At 64.4% G+C, this 16,394-nt stretch carries 15 protein-coding genes; 6 read left to right on the top strand and 9 right to left on the bottom strand.

The window, feature by feature from the left end:
• Positions 1-216 precede the first annotated feature (216 nt).
• Entirely contained in the window at positions 217-993 is a 777-nt protein-coding gene (locus AC3WXD_RS28020) for an enoyl-CoA hydratase (protein ID WP_454732249.1), read from the bottom strand.
• A 169-nt stretch (positions 994-1,162) separates the two neighbouring features.
• Between AC3WXD_RS28020 and AC3WXD_RS28015 the strand changes: the two genes are divergently transcribed.
• The gene (locus AC3WXD_RS28015; protein WP_492325098.1) at positions 1,163-2,497 is read left to right on the top strand and encodes a sensor histidine kinase; all 1,335 of its coding nucleotides are present in this window, start codon (positions 1,163-1,165) and stop codon (positions 2,495-2,497) included.
• A 40-nt stretch (positions 2,498-2,537) separates the two neighbouring features.
• On the top strand, positions 2,538-3,197 hold the full coding sequence (locus AC3WXD_RS28010; protein ID WP_492325097.1) for a response regulator transcription factor: 660 nt from the start codon (positions 2,538-2,540) through the stop codon (positions 3,195-3,197).
• Positions 3,198-3,246: 49 nt separating this feature from the next.
• Here the strand turns inward: AC3WXD_RS28010 and AC3WXD_RS28005 are convergent, their stop codons facing one another.
• Both AC3WXD_RS28005 and AC3WXD_RS28000 read right to left on the bottom strand, forming a co-directional pair.
• Positions 3,247-3,393, bottom strand: coding sequence for a DUF3563 family protein (locus AC3WXD_RS28005; protein WP_020201953.1), 147 nt, complete (start codon positions 3,391-3,393; stop codon positions 3,247-3,249).
• Positions 3,394-3,668: 275 nt separating this feature from the next.
• Entirely contained in the window at positions 3,669-4,451 is a 783-nt protein-coding gene (locus tag AC3WXD_RS28000; protein WP_492325096.1) for an SDR family NAD(P)-dependent oxidoreductase, read from the bottom strand.
• A gap of 144 nt (positions 4,452-4,595) precedes the next feature.
• Here AC3WXD_RS28000 and AC3WXD_RS27995 point away from each other — a divergent pair, with 144 nt between their 5' ends.
• Positions 4,596-5,510: an AraC family transcriptional regulator gene (locus AC3WXD_RS27995; RefSeq protein ID WP_492325095.1), complete on the top strand. Its 915-nt coding sequence runs from the start codon at positions 4,596-4,598 to the stop codon at positions 5,508-5,510.
• Positions 5,511-5,560: 50 nt separating this feature from the next.
• Here the strand turns inward: AC3WXD_RS27995 and AC3WXD_RS27990 are convergent, their stop codons facing one another.
• On the bottom strand, positions 5,561-6,196 hold the full coding sequence (locus AC3WXD_RS27990) for a GntR family transcriptional regulator (protein ID WP_020423707.1): 636 nt from the start codon (positions 6,194-6,196) through the stop codon (positions 5,561-5,563).
• Positions 6,197-6,452: 256 nt separating this feature from the next.
• Between AC3WXD_RS27990 and AC3WXD_RS27985 the strand changes: the two genes are divergently transcribed.
• Positions 6,453-7,652 (top strand): acyl-CoA dehydrogenase family protein, encoded by a 1,200-nt coding sequence (locus AC3WXD_RS27985; RefSeq protein ID WP_059415858.1) that lies wholly within the window; start codon positions 6,453-6,455, stop codon positions 7,650-7,652.
• Positions 7,653-7,700: 48 nt separating this feature from the next.
• Here AC3WXD_RS27985 and AC3WXD_RS27980 read toward each other — a convergent pair whose 3' ends face one another.
• From AC3WXD_RS27980 to AC3WXD_RS27970, 3 genes are all read right to left on the bottom strand, one after another.
• Entirely contained in the window at positions 7,701-9,035 is a 1,335-nt protein-coding gene (locus tag AC3WXD_RS27980) for a sensor domain-containing diguanylate cyclase (RefSeq protein WP_492325094.1), read from the bottom strand.
• A gap of 444 nt (positions 9,036-9,479) precedes the next feature.
• A complete protein-coding gene (locus AC3WXD_RS27975) occupies positions 9,480-10,130 on the bottom strand; it encodes a hypothetical protein (protein ID WP_492325093.1) in 651 nt (216 codons plus the stop codon).
• A 619-nt stretch (positions 10,131-10,749) separates the two neighbouring features.
• On the bottom strand, positions 10,750-12,345 hold the full coding sequence (locus AC3WXD_RS27970; protein WP_492325092.1) for an anti-phage dCTP deaminase: 1,596 nt from the start codon (positions 12,343-12,345) through the stop codon (positions 10,750-10,752).
• A gap of 416 nt (positions 12,346-12,761) precedes the next feature.
• On the opposite strand from AC3WXD_RS27970, the gene AC3WXD_RS27965 reads away from it, so the two are divergent.
• Positions 12,762-13,043 (top strand): hypothetical protein, encoded by a 282-nt coding sequence (locus AC3WXD_RS27965; RefSeq protein ID WP_492325091.1) that lies wholly within the window; start codon positions 12,762-12,764, stop codon positions 13,041-13,043.
• Positions 13,044-13,408: 365 nt separating this feature from the next.
• Here the strand turns inward: AC3WXD_RS27965 and istB are convergent, their stop codons facing one another.
• Together istB and istA are read right to left on the bottom strand one after the other, a co-directional pair.
• Positions 13,409-14,197, bottom strand: coding sequence for an IS21-like element helper ATPase IstB (gene istB, locus AC3WXD_RS27960; RefSeq protein ID WP_066736875.1), 789 nt, complete (start codon positions 14,195-14,197; stop codon positions 13,409-13,411).
• On the bottom strand, positions 14,187-15,707 hold the full coding sequence (gene istA / locus AC3WXD_RS27955; protein ID WP_492325090.1) for an IS21 family transposase: 1,521 nt from the start codon (positions 15,705-15,707) through the stop codon (positions 14,187-14,189). The genes istB and istA overlap by 11 nt, the downstream gene beginning before the upstream one ends.
• Here istA and AC3WXD_RS27950 point away from each other — a divergent pair.
• Positions 15,691-16,284 carry a cyclic-phosphate processing receiver domain-containing protein gene (locus AC3WXD_RS27950; RefSeq protein WP_492325089.1) on the top strand — a complete coding sequence of 198 codons (594 nt, stop codon included), beginning with the start codon at positions 15,691-15,693 and terminating at the stop codon, positions 16,282-16,284. The two genes, istA and AC3WXD_RS27950, sit on opposite strands and share 17 nt — an antisense overlap.
• Positions 16,285-16,394: the final 110 nt, after the last annotated feature.

Below are 16,394 nucleotides of genomic sequence, written 5' to 3'. Positions count from 1 at the left end.
CTTGTCCCGTCTGCCTTTGCAGACAAGCTTCGTGTTGCGAGGGAGCGAATATTAAGGCCCCAATCGAGCCTTGGCAATCGATTTGTTACGCGAATATGAAGACAAGCCCGAACGGACAAGATCAAGCCATTGATCTTTAAGGGAAATACCGTATTTCCGAAAAACGGAACGGCAGGAATACCCGATGGAGTTACTCGGGTATTCCCCTATCAAGATTCAGCGATGCTTGAACGCGGGTGCGCGTTTCTCCACAAATGCCGCCATGCCTTCCTTCTGGTCCTCGGTCGCGAAGGTCGAATGGAACAGGCGCCGCTCCAGGTGCACGCCCTCGGACAGGCTGGTCTCGTAGGCGGCGTTGACCGATTCCTTGATCATCATGACCACCGGCAGCGAGAAGCCGGCGATGGTCTCGGCCGCGCCCAGCGCTTCCTCGATCAGCTTGTCGGCGGGCACCACGCGCGACACCAGGCCGGCGCGCTCGGCCTCGGCCGAGTCCATCATGCGCGCGGTCAGGCACAGGTCCATCGCCTTGGCCTTGGACACCGCGCGCGGCAGGCGCTGGGTGCCGCCGGCGCCGGGCATGGTGCCCAGCTTCACTTCCGGCTGGCCGAAGCGGGCGCTGTCCGCGGCGATGATGATGTCGCACATCATCGCCAGCTCGCAGCCGCCGCCGAGCGCGTAGCCGGCCACCGCGGCGATCACCGGCTTGCGGATGCGGCGGATGGTTTCCCAGTTGCGCGTGATGTAGTCGCCCTTGTACGCATCCATATAGGAGTACTTGGCCATCATGCCGATGTCGGCGCCGGCGGCAAAGGCGCGCTCGCTGCCGGTGATCACGATGCTGCCGATGGCTTCGTCGGCGTCGAAAGCCGCCAGCGCGGCGCCCAGCTCGTCCATCAGCGCGTCGTTGAGCGCATTGAGCGCCTTGGGACGGTTCAGCGTCACCAGGCCGACGCGCCCGCGGGTTTCGACCAGGATGTTGTCATACGGCATGTCTTCTCCTCCTTGGAAGTGGATCGATGGTGGACCGGTGTCAGTCGTCCGCGAGACGATACCCGCTCTGGCAGGCGCTGGCTATATGGCGCGGGACCGCCATGCGGCCAGGTTGGCACCCGCCGGCGGCTGGGGCACACTCGCCCCATCGCACCGACCGGAGCCCGCGATGGCCAACCCGTTTGTCGCCAGATCGTTGCACCGCCGCCTCAGCGTGGCGCTCGGCAGTCTCGCGTTGCTGGTCGGCCTGCTGGGGGCACTCGGCGCCTACCTGGTCGTGCGCAGCCTCGGCAACCAGTTCAACGACGACCTGCAGGAGGCCGCCGCCGCCGTCCGCCCCACCCCGACCACCCCGCCGACGCTGCCGGGCGGCGCGCCGCTGCCGGCCAAGAACGTGGTGGTGCAGGTGTGGGGCCCCGGCGACGGCGCGCGCCCCGGCCACACCAGCGATCCCGGCGTGACGCTGCCGCGCGCCCGGCCCGGCTTCTCGTCGCTGGAGGCCGGCGGCCAGCTCTGGGATGCGTTCGCCCTGCAGGCCGGCGATGCCTACCTGCAGATCGCCGAGCAGCGCCGCGTGCGCAGCGCCAACGCCTGGCGCGTCGCGCTGTGGGCGGCGCTGCCGGTGGTGGCGCTGCTGCCGCTGCTGGTGCTGATCGTGCACGTCACCGTGCGGCTGTCGCTGCGCCCACTGGAGCGGCTTGGCCAGCGCGCGGCGCGCGCGGACCTGAACCACCTGCAGCCGCTGGAAGACAAGGAGGCGCCCGACGAGCTGCGCCCCTTCCTCGATTCGATCAACCGCATGATGGACCGGCTGTCGACGCTGATCGAGGCGGAGCGCCGCTTCATCGCCAACGCCGCGCACGAGCTGCGCACGCCGATCACCGCGATGCAGTTGCAGGTGGACAACCTGCGCCAGGCCACGCCGGCCGACCGCGACGGGCGGCTCGACGAGCTGCAGCGCGGCATCCGCCGCACCGCTTCGCTGATCGCGCAGCTGCTGGGCCTGGCGCGCGCCGAGATGGGCGGCGGGCAGAACGCCCCGCAGGCGGTGTCGCTGCCGCAGGTCGTGACCGATGTCATCGCCGACCTGCTGCCGCTGGCCATCGACCGCGGCGTCGACCTTGGCGCCGAGCGCCTCGACGACATCTCGCTGGTGTGCGCCGAGGCCGACCTGCGCGTGCTGGTCAAGAACCTGATCGACAACGCGATCCGCTACGGCGGCGCGGGTGCGGGCGCGGACTGCCGCGTCGACGTCAGCGTGCTGCGCGAGGGCGCCAGCGCGGTGATCGAGGTGGCGGACAACGGCCCCGGCATCCCGCCGGCCGACCGCGCGCGCGTGTTCGACCGCTTTTTCCGCGGCGGCGCCTCCGACGAGGAAGGCAGCGGCCTGGGCCTGGCCATCGCGCAGACGCTGGCGGCCAACCACGGCGGCCGCGTGACGCTGACGGCGCGCCCGGACGGCGCCCCGGGCGTTGTGGCGCGCATCGTGCTGCCCATACAATAGCCGCGTTAGCCGCGGCGCCGCCCGAGGGAGGATCGTTGCCATGAGAATCCTGCTGATCGAGGACGATCCGCAGATCGGCCAGAGCCTGGTGCATGCGCTGAAGGATGCGTCGTGCAGCGTCGACTGGGTGCGCAACGGCGATCTCGGCCGCTCCGCCATCGCGGACGGCTCCTACACCGCCATCCTGCTCGACCTCGGCCTGCCCGGCATGGACGGCATGGCGCTGCTGCAATGGCTGCGCGGCGACGACAACCCCACGCCGGTCCTCATCATCACCGCGCGCGACGACGTCGACACGCGCGTCGCCGGGCTCGACCTGGGCGCCGACGACTACGTCGTCAAGCCCTTCGAGAGCAAGGAACTGCTGGCCCGCATCCGCGCCGTGGTGCGGCGCAAGTCGGGCTACGCGAGCGCGACCATCGGCCACGGCCGGGTCGTGCTCGACATCAACGCGCGCCAGTTGAGCTTCGACGGCCGCTCGGAAAACGTGTCCGCGCGCGAGTACGCGCTGCTGCTGGCGCTGCTCGAGCGGCCCAACGCCATCCTGTCGCGCGAGCAGCTGGAGGAACGGCTGTACGGCTGGGGCGAGGAAGTCGAGAGCAACGCCGTCGACGCCATCATCTACAGCATCCGCCGCAAGTTCGGCAGCACCGTCATCCGCAACGTGCGCGGACTGGGCTGGAGCATCCCGGCCACGTAGCGCGGCGCCGCCGCGCCGGCCAGGGCGCCGGCCGGGCGGCCGGCGGGCGTCAGTAGATGCGCCCGCGGCTATCCATCTCGCGCAGGCGGCGGTCGAGTTCGTCGGCATCGTTGGACGAAGCCAGCCAGGCTTCGGTGCGGCGCTGCGCGCTGCGTTCCATCCAGTGGTTCAGCTTGAGCATCAGGGTGTCGAACATGGTGGTCTCCGGTGGGTTTCGAACCGGACCCCGCCGGCGTTCGTTCTGCGCCGCCGGGGTCCGTGCAACCCATGCTAAGCAGCCACAATGAGCCGAAAATGAGCGCGGCCCGCCGGCGCCTCATTCTCTCCTCACTCTGCGCGGCCACAATGCAGTCGTCCCGATGCCGCCAGCGCGCGGCATCGACCAGCAAGGAGAGGATCATGAATGCCATGCGAAAGTATCCGCCCTACGGGGCGTGGCACTACGGCGTCGGCTACTGGCACCGGTGAGCGCTAGATCGCCATGCCGCCCGAGACCTCGATGCGCTGCGCGTTGACCCAGCGGTTGTCGCCGGAGAGCAGCGCGGCGATCATCGGGCCGACGTCGTCCGGCTCGCCGACGCGGCCGAGCGCCGTCATGTCCGCCACGCGCTTGTTCATCTCCGGGTTGTCGCGCACGATGCCGCCGCTGAAGTCGGTGGCGATCGCGCCCGGGGCGACGGTGTTGACGGCGATCCCGCGCGGGCCGAGCTCCTTGGCCATGCAGCGCGTCAGCACCTCGACCGCGCCCTTCATGGCCGCGTAGGCCGCCACGCCGGGGAGCGCCACGCGCGTCAGCCCCGAGGAAATGTTCACGATGCGCCCGCCGTCGTTGATGAGCGGCAGCAGCTTCTGCGTCAGGAAGAACACCCCCTTGAAGTGAATGCGGTAGATGCTGTCCACCTCGTCCTCGGTCGTCTGCGCGAAGGCGTTGTGCAGCGAGGTGCCCGCATTGTTGACGAGGTAGTCGAAGCGCGCGGCGCCCAGGCCGGCCAGCGCCTGCCGGACCGCCTGCACGAAACGGTCGAACGATGCGCTGTCGCCGGCGTCGAGCTGCAGCGCGACGGCGCGGCGCCCCATTGCTTCGGCCTCTGCGCTCACCTGCGCGGCTTCGGCGCGGTTGGCGTGGTAGGTGAAGATCGAATCGACCCCGCGCCGGGCGAGGCTGAGCACGGTATTGCGGCCGATGCCGCGGCTGCCGCCGGTGACGATGGCGATCGGGGCGCGCGCATCGGTGCTGCTGGTGTGGTTGGGCATGGCTGGCTCCTGCAAGTGGTTTGGCGTGGTGACAAGGTAGTCCCGCGCGCGTCCGCGTTGAATGCCGAAACTCGCCTGTTTCTTGCCTAATCCTGCCGAGGTGGCTATAACGGCCGGGAATGCCAGACGCAGCGAGACCCGCACATGCCAGATACCCCGCCCGATGCCCTGCTGGATGCCGTCACCCGCTACACCGACGCGCAGACCGGCGCGAGCCCGTTCGCCACGGCCATCGACGGCCTCACGATCCTGCGCTCGAACCGCGAGAAGCCGCCCAGCCTCCTGATCTTCAAGCCCGCGCTGTGCATCGTCGTGCAGGGCGCGAAATGGACGACCTTCGGCGACAAGCGGTTCGACTACCGCGCGGGGCAGGCGCTGATCGTCAGCGTCGAAGCGCCGGCGTTCGGCCGCGTCGTCGAGGCCAGCACGGACAAGCCGTATCTCGGCGTGGTCATCGAGTTCGACCTGGCGATCATGCGCGACGTGATGGAAGCGCTGGATGCGCCGCCGCAGGCCAGCGGCGAGGCCCGCTCCGGCGTGTTCGTCACCGACTTCGACGGGCCGCTGGCCGACTGCGCGCTGCGCATGATGCGCCTGCTCGATACGCCGCGCGCCATCCCGATGCTCCACCCGCTGCTCATGCGCGAGATCAGCTACTGGCTGCTGACCGGCCCGCACGGCGGCGAGATCGCGCGGCTGGCGCTGGCCAACAGCCACGCGCAGCGCGTCATCGGCGCCATCCACGCCTTGCGCGAGCGCTTCGCGCAGCCGGTGCGCATCGAGGAGCTGGCGCTGACCGCGCAGATGAGCCCTTCGGCGTTCCACCGGCAGTTCAAGGCGCTGACCTCGATGACGCCGCTGCAATACCAGAAGCAGTTGCGCCTGCTGGAAGCGCGCCGCCTGATGGCGGCCGACGCCGCCAATGTCGAGACCGCGGCGTTCCAGGTCGGCTACGAAAGCCCGTCGCAGTTCAGCCGCGAATACGCACGCATGTTCGGCTCGCCGCCGCGGCGCGACGTCGCCGCGCTGCGCGAGGAAGCGGCCAGGCACGCCATGTGATCTCGCCGCGGGCACGGCGAAAGCGCGCGGTGCGGCGCCCCGATGCGGGACTAGCCGGGCTGGCCGGCGAGAATCGCCGCGCGCACGTTCTGCACGTGCGCGGCGCCGGCGGCTTCGGCCTCGTCGGGATCGCCCGCGAGCACCGCCGCGGCGATGCGCCGGTAGTCGGCCAGCCGCATCTGCTGCAGCGACGCGAGCCGGTGCTGCGCATGCACGACCGGCATGTGGATGGTCGGGAACAGCCGGCGCAGCTCGCGGTTGCCGCCCATCTCCAGCAGCGTGCGATAGAAATGCCGGCGCGCGCCCGAGAACGCCTCGCCCGGGCGCGTCCGCTCCGCCCGTTCCGCCTTCTCGGCCTTGCCCGCGCCCGCCAGCGCCTGCACCGCGGCGCGCAGGGCCTGCGCGTGCGCGCGGTCGCCGCTGCCGCGCGCGGCGGCGCGCGCGAGCAGGCCGGTCATGCGCTCGGCCACGTCGAGCACGTCGAGCGTGTCCTGCAGGCTCAGGCGCCGGATCACCGCGCCGCGATGGCGCGGCAGCTCGACGATGCCCTCGGCGGCCAGCCGCTGCAGCGCCTCGCGCACGGAGTTGCGGCCCACGCCGAACTGCGTGGCGAGATCCGCTTCCACGAGCCGCTGGCCCGGCACGAAGCTGCCGAGCTCGAGGCCGCCCATGATGCCGAAGAACACCGTGTCGGAGGCGCTCTGGCCGGCGTCGTCCGGCGCGCCGGCGCCGGCGGGAGAGGAGAAGGATGTGGGTGCGGTGGTCACGGGCGCAATTCTAGCGGATCCGGCGGGCGGACCGGGCCGCTCGCCTTCATTGGCGAGGGATGGCGCAATCCTACAAGATTGTCCTACAATCCTGTGGAAAACCAGCCACGAACGGCGGATGCGCCGCCCGACCTGTACGGCCGCCCGCCCGATACGCCACAAGGAGATGCCAGCCATGTTCACCGCCTGTCCCACCGAAAGAAGCCGCGAGATCGCCGAGCGCGTCGAGCGCTTCGTGCGCGACGTGGTCGTGCCCTACGAGCAGGATCCGCGCTGCGCCGCGCACGGCCCGTCGGCCGCGCTCGTCGCGGAACTGCGCGGCCTGGCGCGCGCCGCCGGCGTGATGACGCCGCACATCCTGCCCGACGGGTCGCACCTGAGCCAGCGCGAGACCGCGGCCGTGCTCAAGCGCTCGGGCCTGTCGCCGCTCGGGCCGGTCGCGGTCAACACGATGGCGCCCGACGAGGGCAACATGTACCTGCTCGGCAAGGTGGGCACCGCGGCGCAGAAGGCGCGCTTCCTGGCGCCGCTGGTCAGCGGCGAAGCACGCTCGGCGTTCTTCATGACCGAGCCCGCCGAGGACGGCGGCGCCGGGTCGGACCCGTCGATGCTGCAGACCACCGCGGTGCGCGACGGCGACGACTGGATCATCCGCGGCCGCAAGAAGTTCATCACCGGCGCCGAAGGCGCGGCGGTCGGCATCGTGATGGCGCGCACCGGCGAGGGCGAGCACGCGCGCGCCACCATGTTCCTGGTCGACCTGCCGCACCCGGCGATCCGGCTCGAGCGCGTGCTCGACACCATCGACAGCTCGATGCCCGGCGGCCATGCGCAGGTCGTGATCGACGACCTGCGCGTGCCCGCCGGCCAGGTGCTGGGCGAGGCCGACGAAGGCTTCCGCTATGCGCAGGTGCGCCTGTCGCCGGCGCGGCTGTCGCACTGCATGCGCTGGTTCGGCACCGTGACGCGCGCCGACGAGATCGCGCGCGCGTATGCCACCACGCGCAAGGCGTTCGGCAAGCTGCTGATCGACCACGAAGGCGTGGGCTTCATGCTCGCGGAGAACCTGATCGACCTGCAGCAGGCCGCGCTGATGATCGACTGGTGCGCCGGCGTGCTCGACGCCGGCTCGTCCGGCACCGCCGAAAGCTCCATGACGAAGGTGGCGGTGTCCGAGGCGCTCTACCGGGTGGCCGACCGCTGCGTGCAGGTCCTGGGCGGCAACGGCGTGTCGCGCGACACCATCGTCGAGCAAGCGTTCCGCGAGCTGCGCGCGTTCCGCATCTACGACGGCCCGACCGAGGTCCACAAGTGGTCGCTCGCCAGGAAGATCAAGCGCGATACGCTGGAGGCATCGCGGGCAGCGGCCGCATGATCCGGCGCCGCCGCCGGCCCTGATGGCGGCGGCGGCGAGGCACCGCGCCTATCCGACCTCGACGCGATTGCGCCCGGATGCCTTGGCCCGGTAGAGCGCGCGGTCCGCGCGCCGCATCAGCGTGTCGACGTCGGACTCGCCGGACTCGCGCGTGACCACGCCGATGCTGACGGTGAACGGAACCGGCTCCACGCGCCACGCGTGCTCGAAGTCCTGCTGCGCCACGCGCTGGCGCAGCCGCTCCGCGATGCTGCGCGCGAGCCCGGCATCCGCGCCGGGCAGGGCCGCGACGAATTCCTCGCCGCCCCAGCGCGCGAACAGCTTGGACTCGTGCGCGATCGACATGCCGGCCTTCGCCAGCACGCGCAGCACCTCGTCGCCGACGTCGTGGCCGAAGCCGTCGTTGATCTTCTTGAAGAAATCGATGTCGAGAATGAACACCGACACGATGTCGTCGGTGCCGAGCACCTTGTCGACGAAGTCCAGGAACTCGCGGCGGTTCGGCAGGCCGGTCAGGGCATCGGTCACGGCCTGCTTCTTCAGCAGGTCGATCAGCCGGGCGCGGTCGGTGATGTCGCGGATGACCGCGGTGAACTCGGTCACGCCGTCCACGTTGATCTTGGAGATCGAGATTTCGACCGGGATGATGGTGCCGTCGCGATGCCGCCCGTACACGCTGTTGCTCTCGTCCATGCGCGGCGGGCTCAGCGAGCGCAGGCTCATCTGCACCGAGTCCGCGAACTGCCGCACGTGCTGCGGATGGCGCGCGCGGAATTTTTCCGGCAGCAGGGTTTCGATCGGCTGCCCGATCACCTCGGCCGAGGCGTAGCCGAACAGGTTCTCCGCCGCGCGGTTGAACAGCGTGATGTTGCGCTGCTCGTCGATCGTGACGATCGCGTCGTAGGCCGAGTCGACCACCGCGCGAAAGCGCGAGGTGCTGACTTCCAGCTCGTGCGCGAGATGCAGCTTCGCGGTGATGTCGACGCCGGTCACGAGAATCTCGGACACGGCCGCGCCGCCGTCCGCATGCCGGAAGGGTTTCAGCGTGAGGCGCCAGCGCCGCGCGCCTTCGGGGCGGCCGCATGCCTGCTCGGATGCCTGCCCGGGTGCCTGAGGAAATGCCTGCTCGAATTCCTGCGAGGCGCCGGACCGGAAGCATTCCTGGAGTTTCGCGCGGAACCCGGGCTGCGCGCCGCCGGGAAACAGCGCGTCGAACGCGGCGGGAAAAACCGGCATCTCCGCGCGCGCGCCGCCGCTGATCCGGAAGAAGTGGTCGTTGCAGGCGGTGACGGCAAGCTCGCCGCGTGCATCGCGCCCGATGATGGCAACGGCAACCGCGATGCCGTCCTCGAAGTCCTGCGATTGGTTGAGCCGATCGGACATATGTTGCTTTGCGGGAGCCTGCTGTGCGGAAACCCTTCGCGGGCACCGTGAACTTGCCAATTCAAGTATCGTGAGGGCCATTGTTGCATAACCGGCCCCGCCCGATCGGCAGGCCGGCGGCGACCGGTCCCGTAGTGGGGTAAACGAGCCACACCCGCCGGCAGCCGGGTCGGCAATGCGCGCCGGGGCCAGCGTCGGGTCCGGACCGGAGCGCGCGCTCAAAATGGCGCGCGACCCGCTTCTGTCGCGCGCCATATTTGGTAAGAGCGCAAGGCCATCCGAATCAAGGAGTTAGCACGCTCTGAAATTTAGATGGAGGCCATGAACCCGCCAACTTCGCCCAGAGTTGAAGCCTATACTGCCATTTCGTGCGAGAGGCACTATAAGGCCCAATTTGCTAGCAGGGGAAGGGCACGAATTGCTCGCGTCGCATCTCGGCTCTCCTCACACCTTCCCGCTTTCATTTGCTGAAGTCAGCGATGGCACTTCGCCGGAAGAGGGCTGTGAAGCCGTCTTCCGCTTCCCCGAATTGCGTTTCGGTGACTTAGCCCCCGACTTCTTGATTCCCTTGAGCTTCTTGGCAGCCTTCGTGTCGATGCCGCGCCGCGTAAGATCAATGCCAATCACTCGAATGTCTTCGACGCCGGGAAACTCAGCTGAGATGAGCGCCCAGTGCCGCTGGAGTTCGTCTACTAGCATCTCAAAGGTCTCGGCTCGCCGCCCATTAGGCAGATCCCAATAGGATTTCGTCCCAAGATAGACAATTAAGAAGATGCCGCGGCTAGAGCGGCTGTCGCGCAGATAGTCCCCGCACAATTGGGTTTCGAGGCGCTCGAATAGGTGAGGACCGGTCCAGTTGTCCGCGAGCTTGAGTTCCGTGGGCACCGGAGCGTCGAAGCCGACGCCCAAGAACCGCAGGTCGGGACGCTTCGCGTCAGCGAGCTCCTCCTCCTGCGGGATGTTATATCGGCCAGCCGCGTGATCGCGACACCAGCCGCCCAAGAACTTACTGAACTCTGTTTCCTGATCGACCGCCCGGAGGATCGAGGCAATGCTGGAGTCGCCGTTCTCAAGGTCGTGCTTCAACGCGTCCATCAAAACTGCGGTACGTCCCAGTCGATGATGCGGAAGCGAGCCCCGTGTACAACCGAATGATGCGATGCTTCAACTTTACGCACGAAGGCGGCGCCGAAGCACCGCCCTCTCCCCCGGGTCAGACGAGTTTGCCGCTGATATCGAACAGCTTGCCGCTGCTCTAGCGTTGATCGATGACAACAAGGTGGTCACCGAACGTCGCCGTGCTGACGCTGAGCTGGCGGTGCAGGAGTTAAGAGCATGACAGAGAAGCGAGCCGATGCTAGGAGTGCCATGCCGTAGTCAGCCCCTAGAGCTTGGCGCCTACTGTCGATAGACAGTATGTTTGTACATAGCCCCAACCGCGAAAAGGCCACATAAGTCTCGTGGAGCCAGAGACAGACGCAAAGCAAAAGACCCGCCAACGGCGGGTCTTTCTAGAGTGTGTCACGACATCAATCAAGCAAAGTGCTGGATGGAGTCCAAAATATTCTTGTACAGCCGAGTCGTCTCCGAATCACTTCGCTCGGGACGACTGTTACGGAACTGTTTCAAACACACCACACTTGCTTTCGTGGCGGGCGCTTCCTGCGCCGTACGCTGAACCGAGGCTGAATCTCTTTCCGACTCAAAATCTAAGCTAAGCTGCAGCGGGATCCGGTCCATCTTCAGCTCCTCTGTTGGCGTCCACTAACTTTTTGTTAGCCAGGGATTCTACGACGAAAGCTTCCAGGACAGCAAGCGCCTCCATATTCTTTTCTAACTTGGGCGTAGCTGTCTTCGCGTCAACCTTGATGATCTTCCCATCCCTCTTACGGCCGGCGCTCGGAATTCTGAAGAGCGACAGATATCGCGACGGCGCTACTCCATCGTACGCCAGAATCCGCACTTTTTCGACATCAGTTTCATGCTCCGACACGGCGTCGCTATGTAACTTCATCGCTAGGCTCTTACGGTACGGCTCAATGTAGTACACCTCAGAAATACCTGCTGCGACAATGTGACGAGCGCACGAGTGGCACGGGTACGTCGTCACAAAGAGCTTTCCACCGACGATCGCCCCCCCGCTGGCTCTCGTGGCATTGATGATTGCATGCATCTCCGCGTGTATTGCTCGTGAGAATTCGATCAGACCTTTGAGCTTACCCGCCTTTTCAAGTGCCTTTCTAGCCTCCGCCTCCTTCTCCCGGGGGATGATGCCCCTAAGGGTCTCTATCATCTCCTGGGCAAATAGTTGCTTTTCGGCATCGTTGAAGCACTTACCCCCCGCCAGATTCCAACACCGAGCGTCGTCATCTGCATCGCCAAGAAGCGCTGGCGATGATGGCTGATACAGACCACCGCCAAACTTCGGGACATCATTCCACCCTATTCCGAGCACCTGAAATTCTTGGTTGGTTGCCGCGGCGCCCACTTGCCGGGACAAGCATGCTGAATTCGTCGCCGCCATCGCCGCCGCATACATCGCCGACTCGCTAGGGGTCGGGGTGATGAGTTCAGTTCCGAGCACTAAGTGTAGGAATCGCTCAACCCGTTTTTTCAGCTCAGAACCTTTCTCGCTGTCCACACGCAAGAAGAAATCAGACTGTGGGAACGTATCGCGAACCGTCTGTCCATTTACAGATTCCTCGCCCGAGTCCTTGTCAATGAGCTTGTAAATCTCCGGAAGTTTGAGATCCTTCTTGAGTACATTCTCTCTCACAGACATCGGCGAGAATACTCCGATCATGTACACCATGTCGCGATAGACATCGCGAAGTACGTCGAGCTCCTCCTGATTTTTTATCGAGTCGATGATGTGGCAGACACGCCGAGGATGGTACTGTCCAGTCGCTTCCTCCTTAGCCTCCTCTCGGGCTAGGCGTATCCGACTGACTGCGACCTCTGCGAGTATCCCTGGGCCGTGTTTTTCTCGCAGCCGATTCCCTGTGTCAATCAGCGCCTCGATCTCTTCGAACCTTGACCCGACAGGGATCTGCGCACCCACGCTGCCTGCGTGCTCTCGAATGAAATCGCTGAGCCTAAGGATCTGTGGCTTTTCATACCCGAATGTTTGCTCAAGAACCTGACCAATTTCCTCGCCTACGCGATGAAGCGGCGAGCCGATTGGCCCGCATAGGGCAATCACAAGTTCTGGGGTCTTGAACCTTGCAATCTTCTCCCGCCCGCTAAGCTCTTTTTCCGGTTCGCTCTTCGCCGGAGTTTGCTGCGTTCTCTTTCTTAGTGCTGTCGCCATATTATTGAGATATGTTACTTATCCGACAAAAGGATCTTCTTTTCGCGTAGGGATTGCCATGCTAGGGTACAACTTCGCTTGCGAAGCCCCCACGAACGTGGGGGGGAGCTCACCCAGCTCTAGCGACGAGCGTCATATAAACAGGTATCGGCTGACCATCGCCCGAACACCAGCGCCGATTCTCCGGCCAGGCCTTCAATGCCCCGCCTATTACTGCCTGGGCACACAGTATTCGCTCCACATCCACAATCGTCACATCATGCACTCGAGCAGCACGGATGCAATATGTCGAAGAGTAGACACATACCCCCGGGTTGGGGTTGGCTGGTGCTGCAGCGCTCTCTATATATCAAGTGAAGATCGTGAGACGAAGCGTTGTACTATGTAGTAGCAAGGTCGAAGTTCGAGGAACAGCAATGGGTGAACAAGAGAAACGTGGCTCTTATAGCGACTTTTCCGCATCGGATCATGTTCCGGAAAGCCAGACGCGCTCCCGTCTCAAGCTCGCGCGCCGGATTGCTGGCCGATCCGTCATGCAAGCTACAAATGAGGCTGCGGACACCGGCGCCAAAATGGTGCTGAAGACTGGCATGTTCGGATCGTTCCGAGGCTTCACGCATACGCCCGAAGAAGGCCAACGTCTGTCGCGAACGAGCTTCACAGACGCGCCGCTACTGCGCCGGGTCACCAAGAAGTAAGTCAGTGTTTGAAAGTTTCATGCCAGGCACAGCCTCCGTCCCGAGACGCTCATGAACGAGACGCAATCTCTCTGGCCTACATTCGAGCAGCAGAGGTTAGCGCCGTACTTGCGCGTGGCGTCAGTTCGAGGTGCGCATTCCTTTATTGAAGGACATGCCAACAAGGGAACAAGAATTCGAAACGATCCACCGTTGCATTGAAGCCGCACAGGGACGACTTGCCGCACCGGCTGATCAACGCGAAGCAAACGTATTCCGGCTTGCTTTTATGCTGTTGCGCCCCCGATTTCCAGTCGAATCTGGAACTGTTGATTTGCACGGAAAACGGACCCAGCATTTGCATCGAAAATTGACCCACCCTGGGTTCATGCTTCGTCTTGAGGCGGTGTTTGCTTGGCGGTTCTTTTCTCCTTCTTGGGTTGAGTGGTGCTGTGCTTGAAGCGGTAGCTGTCGTTGCCTGTCTCAACGATATGGCAGTGATGTGTGAGGCGGTCCAGTAAGGCGGTGGTCATTTTGGCGTCACCGAACACGGCCGACCACTCGCCAAAGCTCAGGTTTGTCGTGATGATCACACTGGTGCGCTCGTATAGCTTGCTGATAAGGTGAAACAACATGGCGCCTCCAGCCTGGCTGAATGGTAGATAGCCCAATTCGTCCAGGATCACCAGATCCGTGTACATAAGTCGCGTGGCCATGTGGCCTGGTTTGCCGGTCGACTTCTCTAGCTCCAGCAGGTTGACCAGTTCGACCGTCGAGAAGAACCTGACCCGGCGATGGTGATGCTCCACAGCTTGCACGCCGATGGCGGTCCCAATGTGCGTTTTACCCGTACCCGGTCCACCTACCAAGACGACGTTGTGGGCCGACTCGAGGAACTCGCATCGATGGAGTTGCCGCACAAGAGCCTCGTTCACTTCACTGCAACTGAAATCGAAGCCGACCAGATCCCGATACGCCGGAAACTTGGCCACCTTCATCTGGTAGGCCAGGGACCTGACCTCGCGCTCCGAGAGTTCGGCCTTGAGCAGCCGCGACAGAATGGACACCGCAGCCTGGTAAGCGGGTGAGTCCTGTTCCGCCAGATCGCCAAGCGCCTGCGCCATGCCGTGAAGCTTCAACGCCTTGAGCATCTCCACCATGACCTCATGCTGCATGATTGGCCTCCCGCAGCGTGTCGTAGCGGCCAACATTGGCCTCGGGTTCAACGTGCAGTGCCAGTGCCTGCGGAGCGGTAATTGGTGAGACGGGCCCGCCTTCCAATAGGCGACTCAGGATATTGAGGATGGTCTGCTTGGACGGGACACCGGCCTCCAAGGCAAGTTCGACGGCCGCCAGCACCGCCTGTTCATCGTGTAGCAGGACAAGCGCCAATACCTCTACCATCTCTCGGTCGCCGCCGGAGCGTTTGAGCAAGATGCGCTGAAGGCGCTTGAATCCTTCGGGAAGCTCGGCGAATGGCGCGCCATTGCGTAGCGCGCCGGGCTTGCGTTGCAGAACCGCCAGATAGTGACGCCAGTCATAGATCGTGCTGCCAGGGCCATGGCTTCGGCTGATGCACCGTGGGTGCTCCGCGATGACATGTCCTTCGGCAACGAACACCAGGCGCGAGGCATAGACTCGCAAGCTGATGGGCCGGTTGGCGAATGAGGCCGGTACGCTGTAGCGGTTGCGATCGAAGTGTACGAGGCAGGTCGGCGAGACGCGTTTGGTATGCTCCACGAAGCCATCAAACGCCTGCCCCACGGGCATGAGATGGGGGCGTTCCTGAGACCATGCTTCCCATATCGTCATGTCGAGCTCGGGGTGACGGGTCTGTTGCCAAAGCAGCACGCACTGATCGGCCAGCCAGTCGTTGAGCGCGTCGAGCGAGCCAAATGACGGGATGCGTTGCCAGATCCGATGGCGGCTGTCCTGGACGTTCTTCTCTATCTGCCCCTTCTCCCAGCCAGAGGCCGGATTGCAGAACTCGGCATCGAACAGGTAATGGCTGACCATGGTGCTGAAGCGCAGGTTCACGTCGCGCAGCTTGCCGCGCCGAACCCGATCCACCGCCGTCTTCATGTTGTCGTAGATGCCGCGCCGCGGGATGCCACCCCAGGCAGTAAAGGCGTGCTGATGGGCATCGAACAGCATCTCGTGAGTCTGCAGGAGATATGCGCGTAGGAAAAATGCCCGGCTATGGCTGAGCTTGAATTGCGCGACTTGCAGCTTTGTACGCTCGCCGGCAATGACTGCCCAGTCCTCGCTCCAGTCGAACTGAAAGGCTTCGCCCTCGGCAAAACGCAACGGAATGAACGTGCCTTTGCTCGCGGCCTTCGATTGCTGCTGTAGCTCCTGGCGCCAGCGGCGTGCGAAAGCCGCCACGCGGTCATAGGATCCGGTGAATCCGAGTGCACACAAGTCAGCGTGGATTTGCTTGAGAGTACGCCGTTGCTTGCGCGGCTTGTTGGCTTCGGTCTTAAGCCAGACCGACAGCTTGGCGGCGTAGCCGTCGAGCTTGCTGGGGCTCTGTCGCGTCGGATAGGCAGGCACCGTGACGTCTGCACGCAGGTAACGCCTAACGGTGTTGCGGGAAATACCAAGGCGCCTGGCGATCTCGCGAAGCGGGATCTGGTCGCGAAGGTGCCAGCGTCGAATGATGCTCAAAATGGCCACGTCGATCACTCCGAACTCCCGCCCGTTGCCGAGCAGGACAGTGTTCTACACGTGGGTCAACATTCGATGCAAATTACCGGGTCAGATGGGTCAGTTCTCAGTGCAAATCAACACTGGAACCCTTATGGCCGTGTGCGACCGCTACTTCGCGACCCGCCCAACGGACCTCATCGAAAGCGCACAAATTTTGCGCAATGGTTGGGTGAACGGCTTACCCCGTCTAAGGGATCTGTTGGAGCGGGAACTTCTCCGCGAAAGGGCTAGCACGATGCCCTTCATCAAGGTCTTTCTCGATGACGAACGACCACCCCCGCACGGATGGGTACACGTTCGCTGGCCGGACGAAGCGATAGCACTTCTCAAAATTGGACGTGTCAGTGAAATCGGTCTTGATCACGACCTCGGGGACGACTCGCGCGGGACGGGTTACGACGTTATCGCCTGGATAGAGGAGGCCGTCGCCTTGACTGATTTCAGCCCTCCAAGAATCACTGTCCACTCAGCGAATCCATCGGCGACGGCACGAATGAATGCTGGCATCGCTTCCATCGAGAACCTTGTTCGCAAGAAGCGACTTGACCCGTAGGGGCACGTCACACACCCGCGCGCGCTTGGACGCATCCCTACTCGTCGTCTTCCGGGAACGTGATGATCGGATGCGGCTTCAATCTTCTTCCTCTTAGCTGCAGCAGATAA

This window comes from Cupriavidus sp. FW216-B1 (genome assembly GCF_058789195.1).
Note: the sequence above shows the minus strand (reverse complement) of the source record. Positions and strands in the feature narration are given on the sequence as shown.